This is a genomic window from Roseateles sp. GW823-FHT07B05 (genome assembly GCF_058794515.1).
The window spans coordinates 42036-60775 of sequence record NZ_JBXAGX010000007.1; the positions used below are offsets into that span (position 1 = coordinate 42036).

Annotated in this window: 13 protein-coding genes; 5 read left to right on the forward strand and 8 right to left on the reverse strand. The window is 68.9% G+C overall.

Annotated features, from left to right (window positions below; genetic code table 11):
* Positions 1 to 123: 123 nt before the first annotated feature.
* The 3 genes from AC1Q7O_RS16260 to glk form a co-directional block, all read right to left on the reverse strand.
* Positions 124 to 2895 (reverse strand): TonB-dependent receptor, encoded by a 2772-nt coding sequence (locus tag AC1Q7O_RS16260; protein ID WP_492658764.1) that lies wholly within the window; start codon positions 2893 to 2895, stop codon positions 124 to 126.
* A 418-nt stretch (positions 2896 to 3313) separates the two neighbouring features.
* Positions 3314 to 5998 carry a TonB-dependent receptor gene (locus AC1Q7O_RS16265; protein WP_492658763.1) on the reverse strand — a complete coding sequence of 895 codons (2685 nt, stop codon included), beginning with the start codon at positions 5996 to 5998 and terminating at the stop codon, positions 3314 to 3316.
* A 439-nt stretch (positions 5999 to 6437) separates the two neighbouring features.
* Positions 6438 to 7433 (reverse strand): glucokinase, encoded by a 996-nt coding sequence (gene glk, locus AC1Q7O_RS16270; RefSeq protein ID WP_492658762.1) that lies wholly within the window; start codon positions 7431 to 7433, stop codon positions 6438 to 6440.
* 341 nt (positions 7434 to 7774) lie between these two features.
* Here glk and AC1Q7O_RS16275 point away from each other — a divergent pair, with 341 nt between their 5' ends.
* The 5 genes from AC1Q7O_RS16275 (at position 7775) to AC1Q7O_RS16295 (ending at position 15601) form a co-directional block, all read left to right on the forward strand.
* On the forward strand, positions 7775 to 9697 hold the full coding sequence (locus tag AC1Q7O_RS16275) for a glucokinase (protein WP_492658761.1): 1923 nt from the start codon (positions 7775 to 7777) through the stop codon (positions 9695 to 9697).
* Positions 9698 to 9881: 184 nt separating this feature from the next.
* The gene (locus AC1Q7O_RS16280; RefSeq protein WP_492658760.1) at positions 9882 to 11039 is read left to right on the forward strand and encodes an efflux RND transporter periplasmic adaptor subunit; all 1158 of its coding nucleotides are present in this window, start codon (positions 9882 to 9884) and stop codon (positions 11037 to 11039) included.
* Between the two features lie 328 nt (positions 11040 to 11367).
* Positions 11368 to 13383: an ATP-binding cassette domain-containing protein gene (locus tag AC1Q7O_RS16285; RefSeq protein ID WP_492658759.1), complete on the forward strand. Its 2016-nt coding sequence runs from the start codon at positions 11368 to 11370 to the stop codon at positions 13381 to 13383.
* Between the two features lie 5 nt (positions 13384 to 13388).
* Entirely contained in the window at positions 13389 to 14771 is a 1383-nt protein-coding gene (locus AC1Q7O_RS16290) for a TolC family protein (protein ID WP_492658758.1), read from the forward strand.
* Between the two features lie 35 nt (positions 14772 to 14806).
* Positions 14807 to 15601 (forward strand): glutaminyl-peptide cyclotransferase, encoded by a 795-nt coding sequence (locus AC1Q7O_RS16295; RefSeq protein ID WP_492658757.1) that lies wholly within the window; start codon positions 14807 to 14809, stop codon positions 15599 to 15601.
* Here AC1Q7O_RS16295 and AC1Q7O_RS16300 read toward each other — a convergent pair.
* Genes AC1Q7O_RS16300 through AC1Q7O_RS16320 form a run of 5 tightly spaced genes read right to left on the reverse strand, consistent with a single transcriptional unit; the run spans position 15585 to position 18740 of the window.
* Complete coding sequence (locus AC1Q7O_RS16300) at positions 15585 to 16379, reverse strand: ATP-grasp domain-containing protein (RefSeq protein WP_492658756.1); 795 nt, start codon at positions 16377 to 16379, stop codon at positions 15585 to 15587. The two genes, AC1Q7O_RS16295 and AC1Q7O_RS16300, sit on opposite strands and share 17 nt — an antisense overlap.
* Positions 16376 to 16861 carry an SMI1/KNR4 family protein gene (locus tag AC1Q7O_RS16305; protein WP_492658755.1) on the reverse strand — a complete coding sequence of 162 codons (486 nt, stop codon included), beginning with the start codon at positions 16859 to 16861 and terminating at the stop codon, positions 16376 to 16378. Before AC1Q7O_RS16305 ends, AC1Q7O_RS16300 begins: the two co-directional genes overlap by 4 nt.
* 5 nt (positions 16862 to 16866) lie before the next feature.
* Complete coding sequence (locus AC1Q7O_RS16310; RefSeq protein ID WP_492658754.1) at positions 16867 to 17352, reverse strand: SMI1/KNR4 family protein; 486 nt, start codon at positions 17350 to 17352, stop codon at positions 16867 to 16869.
* 5 nt (positions 17353 to 17357) lie between these two features.
* Positions 17358 to 17843 (reverse strand): SMI1/KNR4 family protein, encoded by a 486-nt coding sequence (locus AC1Q7O_RS16315; RefSeq protein WP_492658753.1) that lies wholly within the window; start codon positions 17841 to 17843, stop codon positions 17358 to 17360.
* 15 nt (positions 17844 to 17858) lie between these two features.
* Complete coding sequence (locus tag AC1Q7O_RS16320; RefSeq protein ID WP_492658752.1) at positions 17859 to 18740, reverse strand: HNH endonuclease; 882 nt, start codon at positions 18738 to 18740, stop codon at positions 17859 to 17861.

Genomic DNA, 18740 nt, shown 5'->3' on the forward strand with positions numbered 1-18740 from the left:
GACAGGGAGAGGGAATGGGCCTCCCGCCGCTGCATGCCCCGCACGCGGCGGCCCAATGGGCGGCCCGGAATAGAAAAACCCCTGCCGGGTCTGACGACGGCAGGGGTTGGGGTGCTGATCAGCTCAGAACTTGTAGTTCGCGCCGAGCAGGATGGTACGGCCCCACTTGACGTATTCCAGCGGGCGGTCCTTGGTGCCGGCGTAGGTCCTGTAGCCCTCGTTCGTCAGGTTGTTGACCTGGAACAGCAGCCCCAGACCCTTGAACGACCCCTCGTTGAAGGTGTAGCCCAGCTGCAGGTCGGTGATGTTCTCGCCGACAACGTAACGCAGCGTACGGGCGCCGTTGAAGTTGCCGATTTCACCGATGAAGTCCGAGCGACGGCGCTGGCTGACGCGGGCCTCGAAGCCGTTCATCTCGTAGTAGGCCGTCAGGTTGTAGACCTGCTTGGACAGGCCAGGCAGCGCGATGTCGCCACCGCCGACGCTGGAAGCGCTCTCGGGATCCTGGATCTTGATGCCGCTGTTGGTGAAGCTGGCGCTGGCCACGATGCCGAAGCCCTTCAGCGAGTCGGACACCAGGCCCAGCGGCAGCGAGGCCGACAGCTCGACGCCAGACAGGCTGCCACCCTTGCCGTTGAACGGTGCCGTGAAGGTACCGGTGGGCAGCGCGGCCGGGCACGGCTGGTTCGGACCGGCGGGCGTCGTGCAGGTGCTCGGCGGCACGTAGGTCTTGGTGAACGAGCTCAGGTCGTAGCCGTCCTGCTTCTGCGTGTAGATGTAGCTCTTCAGGTCCTTGTAGAAGGCCGCGGCGGCCACGTAGGCCTTGGTGCCGAAGTACTTCTCGTAGGACACGTCGAAGGCGTTGGCGATCCACGGGTCGGCCTTGGGGTTGCCGCCGCTGGCGCCGGGCTTGCCGGTGGCGCTGTCCACGCCGAACTCGATGCCCGAGCGCAGCTGGTCGACACGGGGACGCGCCATCTGGCGGGCCAGCGCGACGCGCACGGTCTGGTCATTCGCCAGCGAGAACGCGAGGTTGGCGCTGGGCAGCACGTCGGTGCGCACCTTGCCGTCGCTGAACGGCTTGATGTTGCTGCCGGCCGGCGCGTTGTTGTCCCAGTAGTTGGAGTCCGATGACTGGTCAACGCGGATCACCTGCACACCGACGTTGCCACGCACCGGAATGCCACCCAGCTCGCTGTCGATGTTGCCCTTGATGAAGCCGGTCGTGGTCTTCTCGTACACGCTCCAGGCCTTGGGGATCAGGTAGGCGGCGCTGGTCTCGCTGGGGCTGAAGGTCATGTAGCGAGAGACGGCGGCCGGCACGTTCCAGGCCGGGATGCTGCCCAGGCCGGCGAAGCTCAGGTCCACCGGCGAGTACTGCAGGTCCGACGCGATCGCCGTGTCGCCCTGGGCACCGACGTTGATGTTGCCTTCCGGCTGGCGCTTCTTCTTGGAGCGGTCGGCGTAGTTGATGCCGATGTCCACGTCCTGGAACAGCCCCTTGATCGCCTCAGGCAGCGGGAAGTTGCCCGCCAGCTTGATCGACTTCAGCTCGTCTTCGACGCTGGGCGTCTTGCCGTAGCCGGAGCCGTAGATGGTGCCGCGCAGGAACAGCTTGGTCGGGTCCGAGTAGTTCAGCGTCGGGACCATGCTGGGGAAGCCGCCGGCGGCGAAATTCAGCTTCAACGTGTCCAGCGGCGCCGTGGAGCCGGTGGGCGCCAGCTGGGTGTTGTTCTCCAGGCTGATTTCCTTGCGGTCGGCCTTGGAGTAGCTGACATCGGCCGTCAGCGAGCCGCCGCCTTCGAGCTTGAGCTTGTTGTTCCAGCCGAAGGCGTCGATGGTGTCCTTGCGGTCGTTGTACATGCCGCGCACCAGCGGGTACAGGCCGCTGGCGCTGCCGCCGACGAAGGTCTTGTTGTCGTTGACCACCGGCGACGTGATGTTCAGGCCCGGCGAGTAGCCGCCGTTGTAGCCGCTGAGGTTGACCTCGAACTGGTTGGCAGTGTCTTCCTGCTTGGCCTTGGTGTGGTAGTAGTCCACCACGCTGGTGAAGTTCTTGTTCGGGCGGAACTCGGCGGTGGCCAGGAAGGCGTCGCGCTTGCTGACACCGGTGCGGCGCAGCGCCTTGATGCCGTCGGAGTAGAAGGTGCCGGCGGCAACGCCCGGGCGCCAGCCGTCGCCCAGCGACTGCCAGGGCTCGTACAGGCCGACCTGCTCTTCCTGGATGGGCGTTTCCTGGTGCGCATAGCCCAGCACGAGACCGACGGTGCGGTCGGCGAACTGGTCGATGTAGCTGACGCTGACGCGATTGCCCGTGCCCTTGGCGCCGGCGGCGCCGCCCAGCGAGTTCTTCTGGCCGCGCACATTGAGGGCCAGCACGCGGCTGCCGAAGTTCAGCGGGCGCACGGTCTGCATGTCGATGGTGCCCGACAGGCCCTGGCCGACCAGGCCGCCGTCCGGGGTCTTGTAGACGCTCACGCCGGCCAGCAGCTCGGAGGGGTACTGGTCGAACTCGACGGAACGGTTGTCGCCGGTGCTCACCAGCTCACGGCCGTTCAGCAGCGACGTGGCGAAGTCGGGCGACAGGCCGCGGACGCTGATGACCTGGGCGCGGCCGGCCACGCGCTGCGCCGACAGGCCGGGCAGGCGGCCGATGGACTCGGCGATGCTGATGTCCGGCAGCTTGCCGATGTCTTCCGCGGAGACCGACTCGACGATGTTGTCGGCGTTCTTCTTCACCGAGATCGCGGCCTCGATGCCCTTGCGGATACCGGTGACGACCACCGTTTCCAGTTGCTGGGCCTGTTGCTGAGCGGAAGCACCCGCAGCGGCCATCAGCAAGATGCAGCCGATGCTCACCGGGCTGATACGGAACTTGTCACTACTCGTCGTCATGGATGTCTCCTGTGGTTCATTGGAAAGCGGCTTGGCCCGCAACCCGGCGCCAGCACCTGGCGCACAACTTTTGGGCGAGAACCCAACGTCTCGGGCTAGTTTGTATCAAAACTAGATTTTTCTCCGCACCTGCGTAAACCCTAGACGTTGCGTAGAAACGACCTGATTTCAGCCCAATACCCAGGGTAAACCAGCATGGAATCGACGTTAAATCGCTAAACAACCTCCAGACAAACCCAAAGATCGCACCAATCTGTAGCGCAACTACATCCGACTACAAGCGCACCTACAAGCCACAAACTCGTGAGCAACGCACATTCCGCATGCACCTCATGCACACACCGCCCAGCGCTTGTGTTACGGGTCTGCGCATCCAAAAAGCCCGGCCGAAGCCGGGCTTGGGCTCACGGCCGGTTGCTCAGAGCTTGTAGCTGACACCCAGCAGCGTCTGGCGGCCGTACTTCTCCCAGATGCGGAAGCGGTCTTCGCTGGCCCCATAGGTCCGGTACGCAGAGTCAGTCAGGTTGTTGACCTGCAGCAGCACCGAGAGCCCCTTGGCCGCACCACCCTGGAACTCGTAGCCCAGCTGCAGGTCCACCACGACGTCGCCCTTGATGAAGGTCCTGTCCGTGTTGCCGCCGATGCCACCCACGGAGGCCAGGAAATTGCCGCGGCTGCGGCGGCTGGCCCGCACGGAGAAGCCGTCGTTCTCGTAGTAGGCCGTCAGGTTGAGCACGTTGCGGGACAGGCCCGGCAGCGGCAGCGCCTGGTCGGGGTAGCCGGCATCGCGAACGGTGATGGAGCTGTTGGTCAGGGACAGATTGGCCTGCACGCCGAAGCCGGCCAGCGAACTGCTGACCATGTCCAGCGGCAGCGATGCCGACAGCTCCAGCCCCCGCAACCAGCCCCCCTGGCCGTTGACCGGCTGGGTGATGGTGCCCAACGTCGTCGTCGGCTGGATCGGCGTGCCGTCGGGCGCCGTGCCGGTGAGCGGGTAGTCCTTGAAGTCGTAGGGCGAGCTGATGTTGTAGATGTAGGACTTCAGCTTCTTGTAAAAGCCGGCGACGGCCACATAGCCCTTGTTGCCGAAGTACTTCTCCCACGACAGGTCGACATAGTCGGCCTTCCACGGGTCCAGCTTGGGATTGCCGCCGCTGCCGCTGGGCACGCCGGTGTTGCCGGACGACAAGCCGACCTGGAACGACGCATTGAGCTCATCCAGCCGCGGCCGCGCGATCGAACGCCCGATGCCGAAGCGCAGCTGCTGCTGATCCGCCAGCGACCAGGCCAGGTTCAGGCTGGGCAGCACGTCGGTGTATTTCTTGCCGTCGCTGACGGGCACCAGGCCGGCCAGCGGCCACTGCAGCAGCGCGTTGGAGGTGGAGCTCTGGTCGGTGTTGACGACCTGCAGGCCCACATTGCCGCGCAGTGCCCGCCCGCCCAGTTCGGTGTCGAGATTCAGCTTGGCATAGCCCGTGACGACGTCTTCCTTGATCTGCCAGTTCTTCGTCGCACCCCAGGGGTTCAGCACGGCCGGCGTGTAGACCTGGAAGTTGTGCGCCAGCACTTTGTCGATGTCCCAGGCCAGCACAGGCGGCATGCCGACACGCGACAGATTGGTCGCTGGCAGCAGGTCAGCGGAGTCGAAGTTCGCGTTCGTCACGGTCAACCCCGTCTCCAGATGCTGGCGGACCTTCTCGCGGCGCGAGAAGTTGATGCCGAGGTCGACGCTGGAGATCGCACCCCCCTCAATGTCACGCGACACATCCAGACGCGCGGAGCTCAGCTTGTCGCGGAACTTCGGCACGTTGACATAACCGTTGGAGTAAGGGCCGCCGATCTTCAGCGTCGCATTGCTGTCGTAGCCGCTGCCGAACGTCAGCGTCGGCACGTCGCCGGTGACGTTGTAGGCGATGGTGTCCGCACCGCGGCTGGCGTTGATCTCGATGAGCGACTGGTCGTGATCGGCGGTCGAGCGGCTCAGGTCGGCCACAACCGTCCACGCATCCCACGTCCACTTGCTGTTCCAGCCCACGGCACCGAGCTTGTCGTCGCGGTCCAGCCGGTTATTGCGAACCACCGGCGTCGCCTGCACCGCGCCCTGCAACGCAAGGCCGTTGGTGAAGGCGGTCGAACTGAAGACCGCGCCGTCGCCGCTGCGCAGCGGGATCTCCATGCCGCGGCGGGTTTCTTCGTACTTGAACTGCGAGCGGTAGAAGTCGAGCGTCGACGAGAAGGTGTTGCTGGGGCGGAACTCGACCACGCCCATCACGCCGTCGCGCTTTTCGCGGCCGGTATAGAACATGCCCGTCAGGCCCTCGGGATAGCGCGCCGAGGTGTTGGCCGCGCCGGCGCCCGCCACGCTACCGGCGGCCACCCAGTTCCACGCCTCGGCCCGATAGCGGCTGTTGGGGCGATCGCTATGCGCAAAGCCCAGCGCCACGCCGATGGTCTTGTTGGCGAACTGGTCGATGTAGGAGGCGCTGACGCGGTTGCCGTTGGCCGGCGCGCCGGCATCGAGCGAACCGTTTGAATTGCGCTCGCCGCGCACGTTGAAGGCCAGCGTGCGCTTGCCGAAGCTCAGCGGCTTGACCGTCTGCAAGTTGACCGTGCCCGCCAGCCCCTGCCCCACCAGCGCCGCGTCACCGGTCTTGTAGACGGTCACGGCGCCGATCAACTCGGCGGGGTACTGGTCGTACTCGACATAGCGGTCGCCGCTGGTGCTGACCTGCTCGCGGCCGTTCAGCAACGCCGACGACAGGTCCGGCGCCGTGCCGCGGATGCTGATCTGCTGCGCCTGGCCGTTGACGCGCTGGGCCGCCAGGCCGGGCAGGCGCGAGATCGATTCGGCGATGCTGACGTCGGGCAGCTTGCCGATGTCTTCGGCCGAGATGGACTCGACGACGGACGTCGCATTGCGCTTCACCGAGATCGCGTCCTCGATGCCCTTGCGGATGCCGGTGACGGTCACCGTGTCCAACTGCTGGGGCTGCTGCGCCGCAGCGCCCGTGGCAGCGATCAGCAGCGCGCAGCCGATGGCCACCGGGTTGACGCCGAACGATGCAGCCGCCTGGGCGCCGCACGGGTCTTGGTTCATGCTCATGTAGGTCTCCTCTGGTTTGTTGGAAAGCGGTCTCGCCCGCGACATCGAACCGCAGCCGCGGCTCTCTCGCTTCGCAAAACACAACATTTCAATTACGTTTGTACCAAAACTAGACAACACACCTTCTTGCGCAAACCCCAGGAACATGCGATTTCATCGCTTTTTTGGCCCTAAAACTAGGGATGAAAAGCATTACATGGCCAAAAAATCATGCACCCACGCCTGAAAGCAATTTCCCTCTCATGCAATTTGTAGTCAAGCTACATATGCGAATCGAGCGAAGGAGCGGTGCGGATTCATGTCCGAACAGGGCTCCGCAGGCCCGTCGCTTGAAAGCGCAACCAGGCTAGGTCAGGCGGCAGAAAGAGAAACGGCGCCGCGATTGCGGCGCCGTCGTCGGGTCAGGCCGGAAACGGCGGGCACCGCCAGCCGCGGCGCGTCACGCTTCAGCCTGTTCGAGGGCGAGCGAGGCGCCGGAGAGGGCCGCCAGCGTGTCGGTGATGAGCAGCGTGGGAATGCCGTCGACGAAGGTGTGCAGACGGCCCTTGGCTTCGAAACGGGCCCGGAACTGCGACTGGAAGAAATAGTCGCCCAGGCGCGGCACGATGCCGCCACCGATGAAGACGCCGCCGCGGGAGCCCAGCGTCAGCGCCACATTGCCGGCAAAGCTGCCCAGCAGGCCGCAGAACAACTCCAGCGTGCGCACGCAGGCCGGCGACTCGCCCGACAGGCCGCGCGCGACGATCTGGTCGGCCGGCAGCGCGGCAACATCCTCGCCCTGCCCCAGCGCCGACGCCACCGAACGGCACAGCACAGGCAGACCGATGCCGGACAGGAAGCGCTCGGCCGACACATGCGGGAACTCACGGCGCGCCGCTGCCAGCACGGCGCTTTCGAAGTCGTCGCCCGGCGCCAGCGTCGCATGACCGCCCTCGCCCGGCAGCGTCAGCCACAGGCCCGGGGCGCGGATGACACCCCCGACGCCCAGGCCCGTGCCCGGGCCGATGACCGCCAGGATGGTGCCGACCGGCGCCGCGCCGACATCGGCCACAGGCGCATCACCCCAGGCACGCAACTGATGCGGCTTCAGCTTGGGCAATGACAAGGCCTGCGCCTCGAAGTCGTTCAGGCACAGAAAGGTCTTCAGGCCCAGTTCCGCCTGCGTCCCGGAGCGCGAGAAATCCCACGCGCCGTTGGTCAGCGCGATGCGGTCGCCCTGCACCGGCGTGGCCAACGCAAAGGCAGCGCTCTGCGGGCGTGCGGCGCCCGGCGCCTGACCCTCGAGATAGGCGCGCACCGCGGCGGCCGGGCCGGCGTGAGCGGCGACCGACAGCACCCGCACGTCCTCCACGGCCGCACCCGGACCCGCCACCGTGCCGAAGCGCGCATTGGTGCCACCGACGTCGGCGACCAGCCAGGGATAGGGGGCGCTCATGGCTGACCTCCGGCGGGCAGGGATGAGATCTGGAGATTCACTGGGATGACTTGGGCAGACACTGGTAGATGTGGGTGGAATTTCGGCTGGGCGGACGGTAGCAAAACTACAACGCACGGACAATACAAACTCGCCCTAAGACGGTGCATTGCACTGCGAAAACGCTTTCACAATCACCGATCTCGTCCTTCTCCCTGGGGAAACTCGGCTGCCCCGAGGGCTGTAGTGAAGCTACAACCGCTTTGGTGCGCTTCGTCGCCCGCCGCCCGTTCCGGGTGCCTGTGGCGGCCTGCTGAATAATCCGCCGCTTGCTCCTCTCCAGCTTCCCTGCCCAGCGCCCCATGCCCCGTTTCGACAGCCCCCGCCTGCTTGCCGACATCGGCGGCACCTATGCCCGGTTCGCGCTGGAAACCGGCCCCGGCGAGTTCACGCAGACCGCCTCGCTGCGCTGCGCGGACCATGCCGACTTCCACGCCGCCGTGCGCGCCTACCTCGCGGGCCTGAGCTGGCAGGACCTGGGCGGCCCGCAGCAGATCGCGCACGCCGCCATCGCCATCGCCAACCCGGTGGAAGGCGACCGCGTGCGCATGACCAACTACCACTGGCAGTTCTCCATCGACGAGATGCGCCAGCGCCTCGGGCTGGACACGCTGGTGGTCGTCAACGACTTCACCGCACTGGCCATGGCGCTGCCGCGGCTGGCCGAGGTGGACGTGCGCCAGGTGGGCGGCGGCCAGGCCCGGCGGCCTAGCGTCATTGGGCTGCTGGGCGCGGGCACGGGCCTGGGCGTGTCGGGGCTGATCCCGGCCGGCGAAGGCTGGATCGCGCTGGGCACCGAGGGCGGCCACGTGAACTTCGGCCCGCGCGACGAGCGCGAGATGGACATCCTGAAGTTCGCGTGGAAGCACCTGAACCAGGACCACGTGTCCTACGAGCGCCTGATCTCCGGCCCCGGCCTGGAGCTGATCTACCGCGCGCTGGCCCACCGCCACGGGGTAGCCGGCGCCGAGCCGTTGCTGGCACCGGCCATCACGCAGCGCGCGCTGGAGGATGGCGACGCGCTGTGCCTGGAGACGCTGGAGGTCTTCTGCGGCCTGCTGGGCACCGCTGCGGCCAACCTGGCGGTGACGCTGGGGTCGCTGGGTGGCATCTACATCGGCGGCGGCATCGTGCCGCGGCTGGGCGAGTACTTCGACCGCAGCCCGTTCCGCGCGCGCTTCGAGGACAAGGGGCGCTTCCGCGAGTACGTGTCGGCCATCCCGACCTTCGTCATCACGGCCGAGAACGCGACCTTCAAGGGTGCGTCGGCCATCCTGGACAACCAGCTGCGCAACCTGCAGGCGTCGCCCGGCTCGGCCATCCTGGGGCAGATCCGTCGCGCGCGCAGCGAGCTGTCGCCGGCCGAGCTGCGCGTGGCGGACCTGGTGCTGGCCCAGCCGCGCTCCGTCCTGAACGACCCCATCGCCGAGATCGCCCGCGCCGCCGGCGTCAGCCAGCCCACGGTCATCCGCTTCTGCCGCTCGCTGGGTTGTGAGGGCCTGTCGGACTTCAAGCTGCGCCTGGCCTCGGGCCTGACGGGCACGGTGCCGGTCACGCACACGCAGGTCAACACGAATGATTCGATGCTGGAGCTGGGCGCCAAGGTGCTGGGCAACACGGCCAGCGCCATCCTGCAGGTGCGCAGCCACCTGAACCGCGACACCATCGACCGCGCCACCGAGATGCTGCTGGCGGCCGGCCGCATCGAGTTCTTCGCGCTGGGCCATTACGGTGTCGTCGCGCAGGACGCGCAGTTCAAGTTCCTGCGCTTCGGCATGCCCTGCGGCGCCTACACCGACCCGCGGCTGCAGCTGCTGGCGGCCGACGTGCTGCGCGAGGGCGACGTGGCCGTCGTCATCAGCAGCGGCGGGCGGCTGCCGGAGCTGCTGCAGGTCGTCGAGAAGGCGCAGGAGCGCGGCGCCAAGGTCGTGGCCATCACGGCCAGCCAGAGCCCGCTGGCCAGACGAGCCGACGTGGCGCTGATCGTCGACCACGTCGAGGACATCGAGACCCACCTGCCCATGGTCAGCCGCATCCTGCACCTGCTGGTCATCGACATCCTGGCCGTCGGCGTGGCGATGAGGCGCAGCCCCGGCAGCATTGCCGCGCTGACCGCGGGTGGCCCTGCCGACGAAGAGGCCCGGCCGGCCCGCGGCGCCAGCACCGTGGCGCCGGGCGTCAGTGCCGCGTCGCCGCTGGCGCGGCTGACGTCGCACAGCCGCTGAAGCGCTGCCCCGGGGCAAGCCCTGACCCTGACCAGGGCGCGCCCCCGCGCCGGTGCATGACTTTCGCCAAGCCCGCCATCGCTGAGCAGCATCCGACGCAGGCGCACCCGGGCCGCTGATCCACCGATCCGGCCCGCGCCGGAACGTCGACCCGGGGCCCAGACCCCGACGTCCTGGGAGGGACATGAAAGCCTCTTTGCTGAAGCGCTGGCGCAAGCGCCTGATCGTCATCGCGTTGATCGCCGGCGGCATCGCCGCGGCCGTCGCGGTCTTCCACAAGCCGTCGGTGCCGCCACCGCCGCCCAGCGGCGTCGTCGCGCTGGCCGACATCACGCAGGCCGTGCAGGCGGCTGGCGTGCTGCAGGCCAAGACGCGCGTGGACGTCGGCGCGCAGGTCAGCGGGCAGATCCAGACCATCCACATCGAGCTGGGCCAGCAGGTGAAGAAGGGCGACCTGCTCGTCAGCCTGGACCCCGACCTGGCCCGCAGCGACGTCGCCCAGGCCGAGGCCGCCGTCGCCCAGGCCAGCGCTGCGCTGGACAGCCGCCGCATCGACGCCGACGCGGCGCGCCGCGAGCTCAAGCGCCAGCAGCGCCTGCTGGCCGGCCAGGCGACGTCCGGCAATGAAGCCGAGCGCGCCGAGACCGAGCTCGCCAAGATCGAGGCCGACCTGCGCGGCCAGGCGGCCAACCTGCAGCGTCTGCAGGCCGACCTGGACAAGCGCAAGGTCAACCTGTCCTACACCCGCATCGCGGCGCCCATGAACGGCACCGTCGTCAACCTGCCGGTGCAGGTGGGCCAGACGGTCATCTCGGTGCAGGTGACGCCGGTCATCCTGACGCTGGCGGACCTGGACACCATCACCGTGCGCACCAAGGTGCCCGAGGCCGACATCCAGGCGATCAAGGTGGGCCAGCTGGCCCGCTTCTCGACGCTGTCGGGCGAAGGCAAGCGCTACGAGGGCAAGGTGCGCGTCATCCAGCCGGTGCCGGAGCGCGCGGGCAACGCGGTGTTCTACAACGTGCTGTTCGAGGTCGACAACCGCGACCGCGCGCTGTTCAGCGACATGACGGTGCAGGTGGACATCGAGACCGGCGCGGCCAAACAGGTGCTGTCCATGCCGGTCGTCGCATTGGGCGAGCGCGGCAAGGACGGGCGCTTCACGGTGACGGTGCTGGACGCCGCCAACAAGCAGACGCCACGGCAGGTGAAGGTGGGCCTGCAGGACGGCGCCAAGGTGCAGGTGCTGGACGGTCTGAAGGCCGGCGAGAAGGTGCTGCTGGCACCGCCGAGCGCGGCGGATGCGGCAGCCTCGGCTGCGGCCAGTGCGGCGAGCAGCTGATGACGCCGGCAGTCAAGCCCGAAAGCCGACTGTCGACGGCTGTTCGGTATGCCCCCTTGAGCACCGCCGAGGAACGCAAGACCCGAAGCCCGCGAGCGCAGCTCGCCTCAAGCACTGACTCACGACGACTGTTTGAGCAGAGCGTAGCGGCGCGAGTTCGGCGTGGGGCTTCGGGGCTTGCGTTGCTCGGGCACCCGAGCGAAGCGAGGGCGGTGCGGTCGGGGGGAGCTCTTTGCCTACTTTCTGGCGGCCCAGAAAGTAGGTCGCCCGCCGGGGCGAAATCCCGGCACGACGCTCACCGCCAACGCACAGTACCGGAGGCCCCCCCATGCCTCTGATCGAACTCAAGCACGTCGCCCGCCACTACCAGCTCGGCGAGATCGACGTCCCCGCCCTGGACGGCGTGTCGCTGGCCATCGAAGCCGGCGAATTCGTCGCCATCATGGGCCAGTCCGGCTCCGGCAAAAGCACGCTGATGAACGTGCTGGGCTGCCTGGACAACCCCACGCACGGCCACTTCCTCATCGACGGCAAGGACGCCTCCACGCTGGGCCCCGACCAGCTCGCCGCGCTGCGCCGCGAGCGCTTCGGCTTCATCTTCCAGCGCTACCACCTGCTGCCCCACCTGGACGCGCGCGCCAACGCCGCGCTGCCAGCCGTCTACTCGGGCGTTGCCAGCGGCCCGCGCACCAGCCGCGCCGAAGCGCTGCTGGAACGCCTGGGTCTGGGCGAGCGGCTGCACCACAAGCCCAACGAACTGTCGGGCGGCCAGCAGCAACGCGTGTCCATCGCGCGGGCGCTGATGAACGGCGGCCAGATCATCCTGGCCGACGAGCCCACCGGCGCGCTGGACTCGGCCTCCGGCGCCGAGATGCTGCGGCTGTTGAAGGAGCTCAACGGCCGTGGTCACACCATCATCCTGGTCACGCACGACCCCAGCGTCGCCGCGCATGCGCGCCGCGTCATCGAGCTGAAGGACGGCAAGGTCGTCGCCGACAACGGCACGCCCGCCGGCCATGTGCCGCCCACCGAGCTGCCCAGCGACGCGCCGCCGGTGAAGGAAGGCGGCCGGCTGCGGCGCCTGCAGGTGCAGTGGCGCGAGGCCGTCGCGACGGCGCTGCTGGCGCTGAAGGGCAACCGGCTGCGCACGGCGCTGTCCATGCTGGGCATCAGCATCGGCATCGCGTCGGTGGTCAGCATCGTCGCGCTCACCACCGCGGCGCGGGCGTCCATCGAGACCGACCTCAGCAGCCTCATCTCCGGCCGCATCCCGGTCTGGCGTGGCAACCCGGCGCTGCCGCCCGGCGCGGTGCCGCAGCCGTTCCGGCCCCACGAGATCGACTCGCTGCGCGCGCTGGCCGGCGTCAAGGGCATCACGCTGAACCGGCAGATGCAGCTCACCGCCCGCCACCAGTCGCGCGACGCGATGCTGGAGGCCATCGGCGGCGACGCCAACACGCTGAAGGCCCGCAAGCTCAAGCTCGTGCAGGGCCGCTACCTCGGTGCGATGGACTTCGAGACGCGCAGCCAGGTCGTCGTGCTGGACGAGAAGGCCCGTGACGCGCTGTTCAAGAAGGGCGAGTCGCCGCTGGGCAAGCTGGTGTTCGTGAACCCGACGCTGGGCGCACCCGAAGGCCAGCCGATGCTGCCCGGTGCCTCGCCGCCGCCGGTGGCCGCCCTGCCCTTCACGGTGGTCGGCGTCGTGGCGCCCGAGGGCGGCGCGTTCAGCTTCGGCAGTTGGCTGGGCCAGCTCTACCTGCCGCACACGACGTTCTCGCGCAAGCTCGACGCCCGCGCCGACGTCGACAACTTCGACGTGCTGCTGGACCTGACGGTGCCGCCGCAGCAGGTGCGCGAACAGATCATCCACCGCCTCAAGGCGCTGCACGGCGCCGAGGACTTCGGCACCTGGAACGGCGAGGAGGAGTTCCGCAAGTTCCAGAGCGTGACCAGCGCGATGGCGGCGCTGTTCGCCGGCGTGGCGGCCATCTCGCTGCTGGTGGGTGGCGTGGGCGTCATGAACATCATGCTGGTGTCGGTGTCGGAGCGCACCCGCGAGATCGGCATCCGCATGGCCGTGGGCGCACGCCAGGGCGACGTGCGGCTGCAGTTCCTCATCGAGGCCGTCGTCCTCTGTTGCCTGGGCGGCCTGGTGGGCGTGCTGCTGAGCTGGCTGGCCGCGCAAGGCCTGAATGCGGCGCAGCAACATCTGCAGGTGACCATCAGCTGGGCCGCGCTGGGCGTGGCGTTCGCGGTGTCCAGCGGCGTGGGCCTGGTGTTCGGCACGCTGCCGGCCCGCCGCGCCGCCGCGCTGAGCCCGGTCGATGCGCTGGCAAGAGAGTGAAGACGATGAAGACAACCCTGATCTCGCTGGCCGCCGCGCTGCTGTTCACCGGCTGCGCACTGGGCCCCACGGCCAAGGCGCCGGACGTCGCCATGCCCACCGCCTGGAGCCTGGCGGCCGGCGACGCCGCCCCCGACTGGGCCGGCCTGCTGGACCCGACGCTGGCCGCGCTGCAGGACCGCGCGCTGGCCGCCAACCTGGACCTCGCCATCGCCGCGCAGCGCTGGAAGCAGGCACAGCTGCTGGCCGAGCAGAGCGCGCTGCGCTGGACGCCCAGCGCCAGCCTGTCCACCAGCGCCAGCCGGCCCGTGGAGACGCAGAACAGCACGCGCAACGTCGATGTCGGCGGCGGCATCACGGTACCGGTCACCACGTCCACCGGCTGGAGCCGCAGCTACGGTGCGTCGCTGGGCGTGGGCTACGAGCTGGACCTGTGGGACCGGCTCGCGCAGACCACCGCCGGCCAGCGCGCCAGTGCCGAGGCCGCGCGCACCGACATCGAGGCTGCCCGGCTGTCCATCCGCAGCCAGGTGGCCGAGGCCTACTGGACGCTGGCCGCGCTGCGCGCGCAGCAGCCGCTGGCCGAGACCCAGCTCGCGCTGACCCGCGAGACGCTGGCGCTGACCCGGCTGCGCGTGCGCGAAGGCAAGCTGCTCCCGGTGGAGCTGGACAAGATCGCCGTCACCGTGCAGGCCGCCGAGAACCGCATCGCCGACCTGGCCGCCGACACGCTGCTGCAACGCCAGCGCCTGGCGATGCTGCTGGCCGAACCGCTGCCCGGCCCCGCGCCCGAGGCCACGCTGCCCGCCGCCGAGCCGCCGCGCTGGCGGCTGGCCGAGCCCGCCGAGCAGCTGGCCCGCCGCCCCGACGTGCAGCGTGCCCGGCTGGGCGTGGACCAGGCGCTGGCGCAGCTGCGCGTCAGCGAGGCCGAGCGCTACCCGCGGCTGAGCTTCAACGCCGGCCTCAGCACCGGTGGCACGCAGGCGCGCGACTGGTTCGCCCAGCCGCTGGCCAACCTCGGCGCCAACCTGGCCGTGCCGCTGATCGACTGGCGGCGCCTGAACCTGCAGCGCGACAGCGCCCGCAGCCAGCTCGACAGCGCCGCGCTGTCGCTGCAGGACACGCTGCAGAAGGCGCTGGCCGAGATCGAGACGCAACGCATCGAGGCCCAGCGGCTGACGCAGCAGCTGGCTGCCAACGCCGGCCGGCTGCGCGAGGCCACCGAGAACGAGCGCCTGGCGCAGCTGCGCTACGACACCGGCGCCATCGCCCGCGCCGACTGGCTGCAGGCCCGCAGCGCCCGGCTGGATGCCGAGCAGAACGCCGTCCAGCTGCGGCTGCAGCAGTGGGTGCGTCAGGCGGCGCTGTTCAAGGCGCTGGGTGGCTGACAGCTACGCGCCGCGGCTTGATTTACGCTGCCGGGATGCAACTGATCTCTGACCTGCGGCGGCGCACGCTGCTCGCCGCGCTGGCCGGCGCCGCCCTCGCCTGCCTAGCCCCGCCCGCACCGGCCGCCACGCCCGTGCAGGGCTTCAAGGTCGTGCGCAGCTACCCGCACGACCCCGACGCCTTCACGCAAGGCCTGTTCTTCCACGACGGCTTCCTGTTCGAGGGCACCGGCCTGCGCGGGCGCTCCAGCATCCGCAAGGTGGAGCTGGAGACCGGCCGCGTGCTGCAGGGCGTGGAGCTGCCGCCCGACGTGTTCGGCGAAGGCATCACGCGGTGGGGTGACCGCCTCGTCGGCATCACCTGGCAGGAGCAGACCGCCTTCGTGCTGGACCTGAAGACCTTCAAGCTGTGGCGCAAGTTCAGCTACCCCGGCGAGGGCTGGGGCATCACGCACAACGAGCGCGAGCTGGTCATGAGCGACGGCAGCGCCGAGCTGCGCTTCCTGGACCCGCTGACCTTCAAGGAACTGCGCCGCGTGAAGGTGACGGCCGACGGCCGGCCGGTGACGCAGCTCAACGAGCTGGAGTGGGTGGAGGGCGAGATCCTCGCCAACGTGTGGCAGACCGACCGCATCGCGCGCATCGACCCCAAGACCGGCCGCGTGACCGGCTGGATCGACCTGACCGGCCTGCTGCCCGACGGCCAGCGCCCGCACCCCGACGCGGTGCTCAACGGCATCGCCTACGACGCCAAGGCCAAACGCCTGTTCGTCACCGGCAAGCTGTGGCCCAAGCTGTTCGAGATCCAGCTCGTCAAGCCGGCGCGCTGAACGGCTCCACGGCCACCTCGCCCGCCGCCGGCCGCCAGCGCAGACTGGCCTCGCTACCGGCGGCACCTTCGAACAGGCCGGCCTCGGTCGACGGTCCCCAGGGGTTCAGCTCGATCAGCAGCGGCGCCTGTGCCCCGTCGCGCAGCCAGGCGTCGAAGACGAAGTCGGGCCGGGCCAGCGCGCGGCTCAGCTGCGCGGCCCGGTGCCGCAGGTCCGGCAGCGCCGCCCGGGCCCGCCCGGCAGGGCCGAGCGGCAGCACCTGCGCCGCGTGGTACTGCGCCACGCCCACCAGCCGCCCGCCGCGCACGAAGCAGCGCCACTCGTCCGCCCAAGTGATGTCCTGCCATTCGCGCAGCCAGATCCACGGCGTGAGCTGCTGCTGCAGCGCCCAGGCCAGGTCATGCGCCACGCGCCGGGAGCCGCTGCTCAGCAGCCGCAACGCCTGCGCGCCCGTGCGTGCGTGGCCACCCGAGGCCAGGCCCAGCGGCGTGTCCTTGGCGCTGCGCGAGCCCAGCCGCACGAAGGCGCCACAGGGGAACTCGGCGAACAACCTTTCCAGCGCGGCCTCCACGGCCAGCAGCGCCTGATCGCCGTCGGGCAATGCCTCGAAGCGGGCCGACTGCACACCATTGGCCCGGCCGAGCGCGTGGACCTGCGCCATGCCCAGCGTCAGCCCGCGCTGGCGGAACGACCAGGCCTGCACCTCGGCGGGCCAGTGCTCGATCCAGCTCCAGGCGGGCTCCGGCAACGGCGCGGCCGGGGTGCCGGTCGAGCTCACGGCGTCTCCGTCAGCCGGCGCTCGATGAAGTCCGCGAAGCTGTCGGCCACAAAGCCCACGTTGTCATAGCCCGGTGCCTCGCCGTCGCTGGCTTCGTGGCCCTTGATCCACAACAGCAGCTTGCCGATGTGCGGGCCGCCGAGGGCCAGCAGCAACTGGTTGCCGCCGGCATCGCTGGCGATGGCCAAGGTGCCGGGCGGCAGACGGCCGGCAAAGTCGACGCGATTGGTGGTCACCAGGTTGCAGACGTCGCTGTCCGAGATCTCGTAGAACCAGGACATCGACGTGCGTCGCCAGTGCTGCCCGCACACCTGCTCCGGCGCCCAGTCCACGTTGAAACCGCGAGGGTCGGGGAACCCGCCGTTCACGCGCAGCAGAAACTCGCGGTAGTCCGGCGGGAAGCTGACACCCAGCGCCTGCTCGGCAGCCCGCACGTCGGCGTCGTCCAGCGGCCCGTTGCCTTTGTGAATGGTCGCTGCCATGGGCGTCACGCAGGAGGCGTCAGCCGGTTCTGGATGAAATCCTCGAAGCTGTCGGCCACGAAGCCCACGTTGTCGTAGCCAGGCGTCTCGCCATCGCTGGCTTCGTGGTCCTTGATCCACAGCAGCACCTTGCCGGCATGCGGGCCGCCGACGGCCAGCAGCAGCTGATTGCCGCCGGCATCGCTGGCGATGGCCAGCGTCTCGGGCGGCAGTCGACCGGCGAAGTCGACACGATTGATCTTCAGCAGGTTGCCGACATCGTCGTCCGTGATCGCATGGAACCAGGACATCGACGTGCGCCGCCAGTCCTCGCCGCAAGCCTGCCCAGCGGCCCAGTGGATATCGAAACCGTCCGGCTCCGGATAGCCGCCGTTCACACTCAGGAGGAACTCTCGGTAGTCAGGAGGGAACCTGACCCCTAGCGCCTGCTCGGCGGCCCGCACGTCGGCCTCGGCCAGCGGCCCGTTGCCCTCGTGGATCGTCGCCGTCATCGGTGTCAGGGCTTGTCGGTCAGCCGGTTCTGGATGAAGTCCGCGAAGCTGTCCGCCACGATCCCGACGTTGTCGTAGCCCGGCGTCTCGCCGTCGCTGGCTTCGTGGTCCTTGATCCACAGCAGCACCTTGCCAGTGTGCGGGCCGCTGAAGGCCAGCAGCAGCTGGTTGCCACCGGCATCGCTGCCGATGGTCAGCGTGCCGGAGGGCAGACGGCCCGCAAACGTCACCTGGTTGCTGCGCACCAGATTGCCCGTGCGCTCGTCCGTGATCTTGTAGAACCAGGACATCGCCGTCGTGCGCCAGTCCTCGCCGCAGACCTGGCCGGGCGCCCAGTGGATGCGCACGCCATCCGGCTCCGGGTAGCCGCCATTCACGCGCAGCAGGAAAGCGCGGTAATCCGGCGGGAACTGCACCCCCAGCACCTGCTCGGCGGCCTGGACGTCACTCTCGGGCAAAGGCCCATTGCCTTCACGGATCTCTGCGGGCATCGCGTCTCCAGATGTTCAGTACGAAGGATCTTTGGCGACGGACACGCCGCCGCTGTGCGGCACGTTGTTGTGCAGATCGGATGGCACCAGCTCCATCGTCGTGCCGTCTTCCTTGTGGTGCCAGGTCCAGCCGTCGGGCTCTCGGTAGTTGTCGCGCCCGAGCTTCTCGGCCATGGCACGGCGGGCCTCGCCGAAGTCGGCATTGCGGTTGCCGGTCGGGTCCAGCTTGATCTCGACCGACGCATCCACCATCTTGCCGTCGGCGCCGGGGGTCTTCATCGTGTAGTCGGAGAAGTCGGGGTTGCCGTCCTTCCACTGGATGGGCTTGCCGCCCGTCACGCTTTCGATGTCCTCGACCTTGTCCTTGCTCAGGCCGGACTTCGCCGGGTCCCACTCGCCATGCCCGCGCTCGCCCTTGACCCAGCCCTCCTTCGGGCTCTGCGTGCCGAAGCGGTTGCCGCCCACCTTGCAACCCTGCACGACGCCCTCTTCGATCTTCTCGGCCTTCTGCGCCGCGCGGCGGGCGCGGATGGCGGCGGCGTCCTTCTTCAGCGCATTGGCCACGATCTGGCGGCCGCGCACGACGTTGTCGGCGATGCGCTCCTTCAGCTTGACGACCTTGGCCGCCAGCTTGGCGCCCTTGGCCGTCTTGCCCAGCGCGTCGCCGGCGTAGGGAATCATGGACACCAGCGACATGCCGGCGCCAAACCAGTCGCCGCGCGCCGCGCTGAACACCGCGCCGCAGGCATCGCTGATGGGTGTCGGGTCCACCAGGCCGGCGGCGTCGATGGCGGCCTGCGCCATGTCCAGCTTCAACTCGCGGGCGGCGGCGTCGGTGTCGGCCTTGAGGCCGTCGAGCTTCTTGGCGACCTCGGGGTCGCGCAGGCTGGCCCCCAT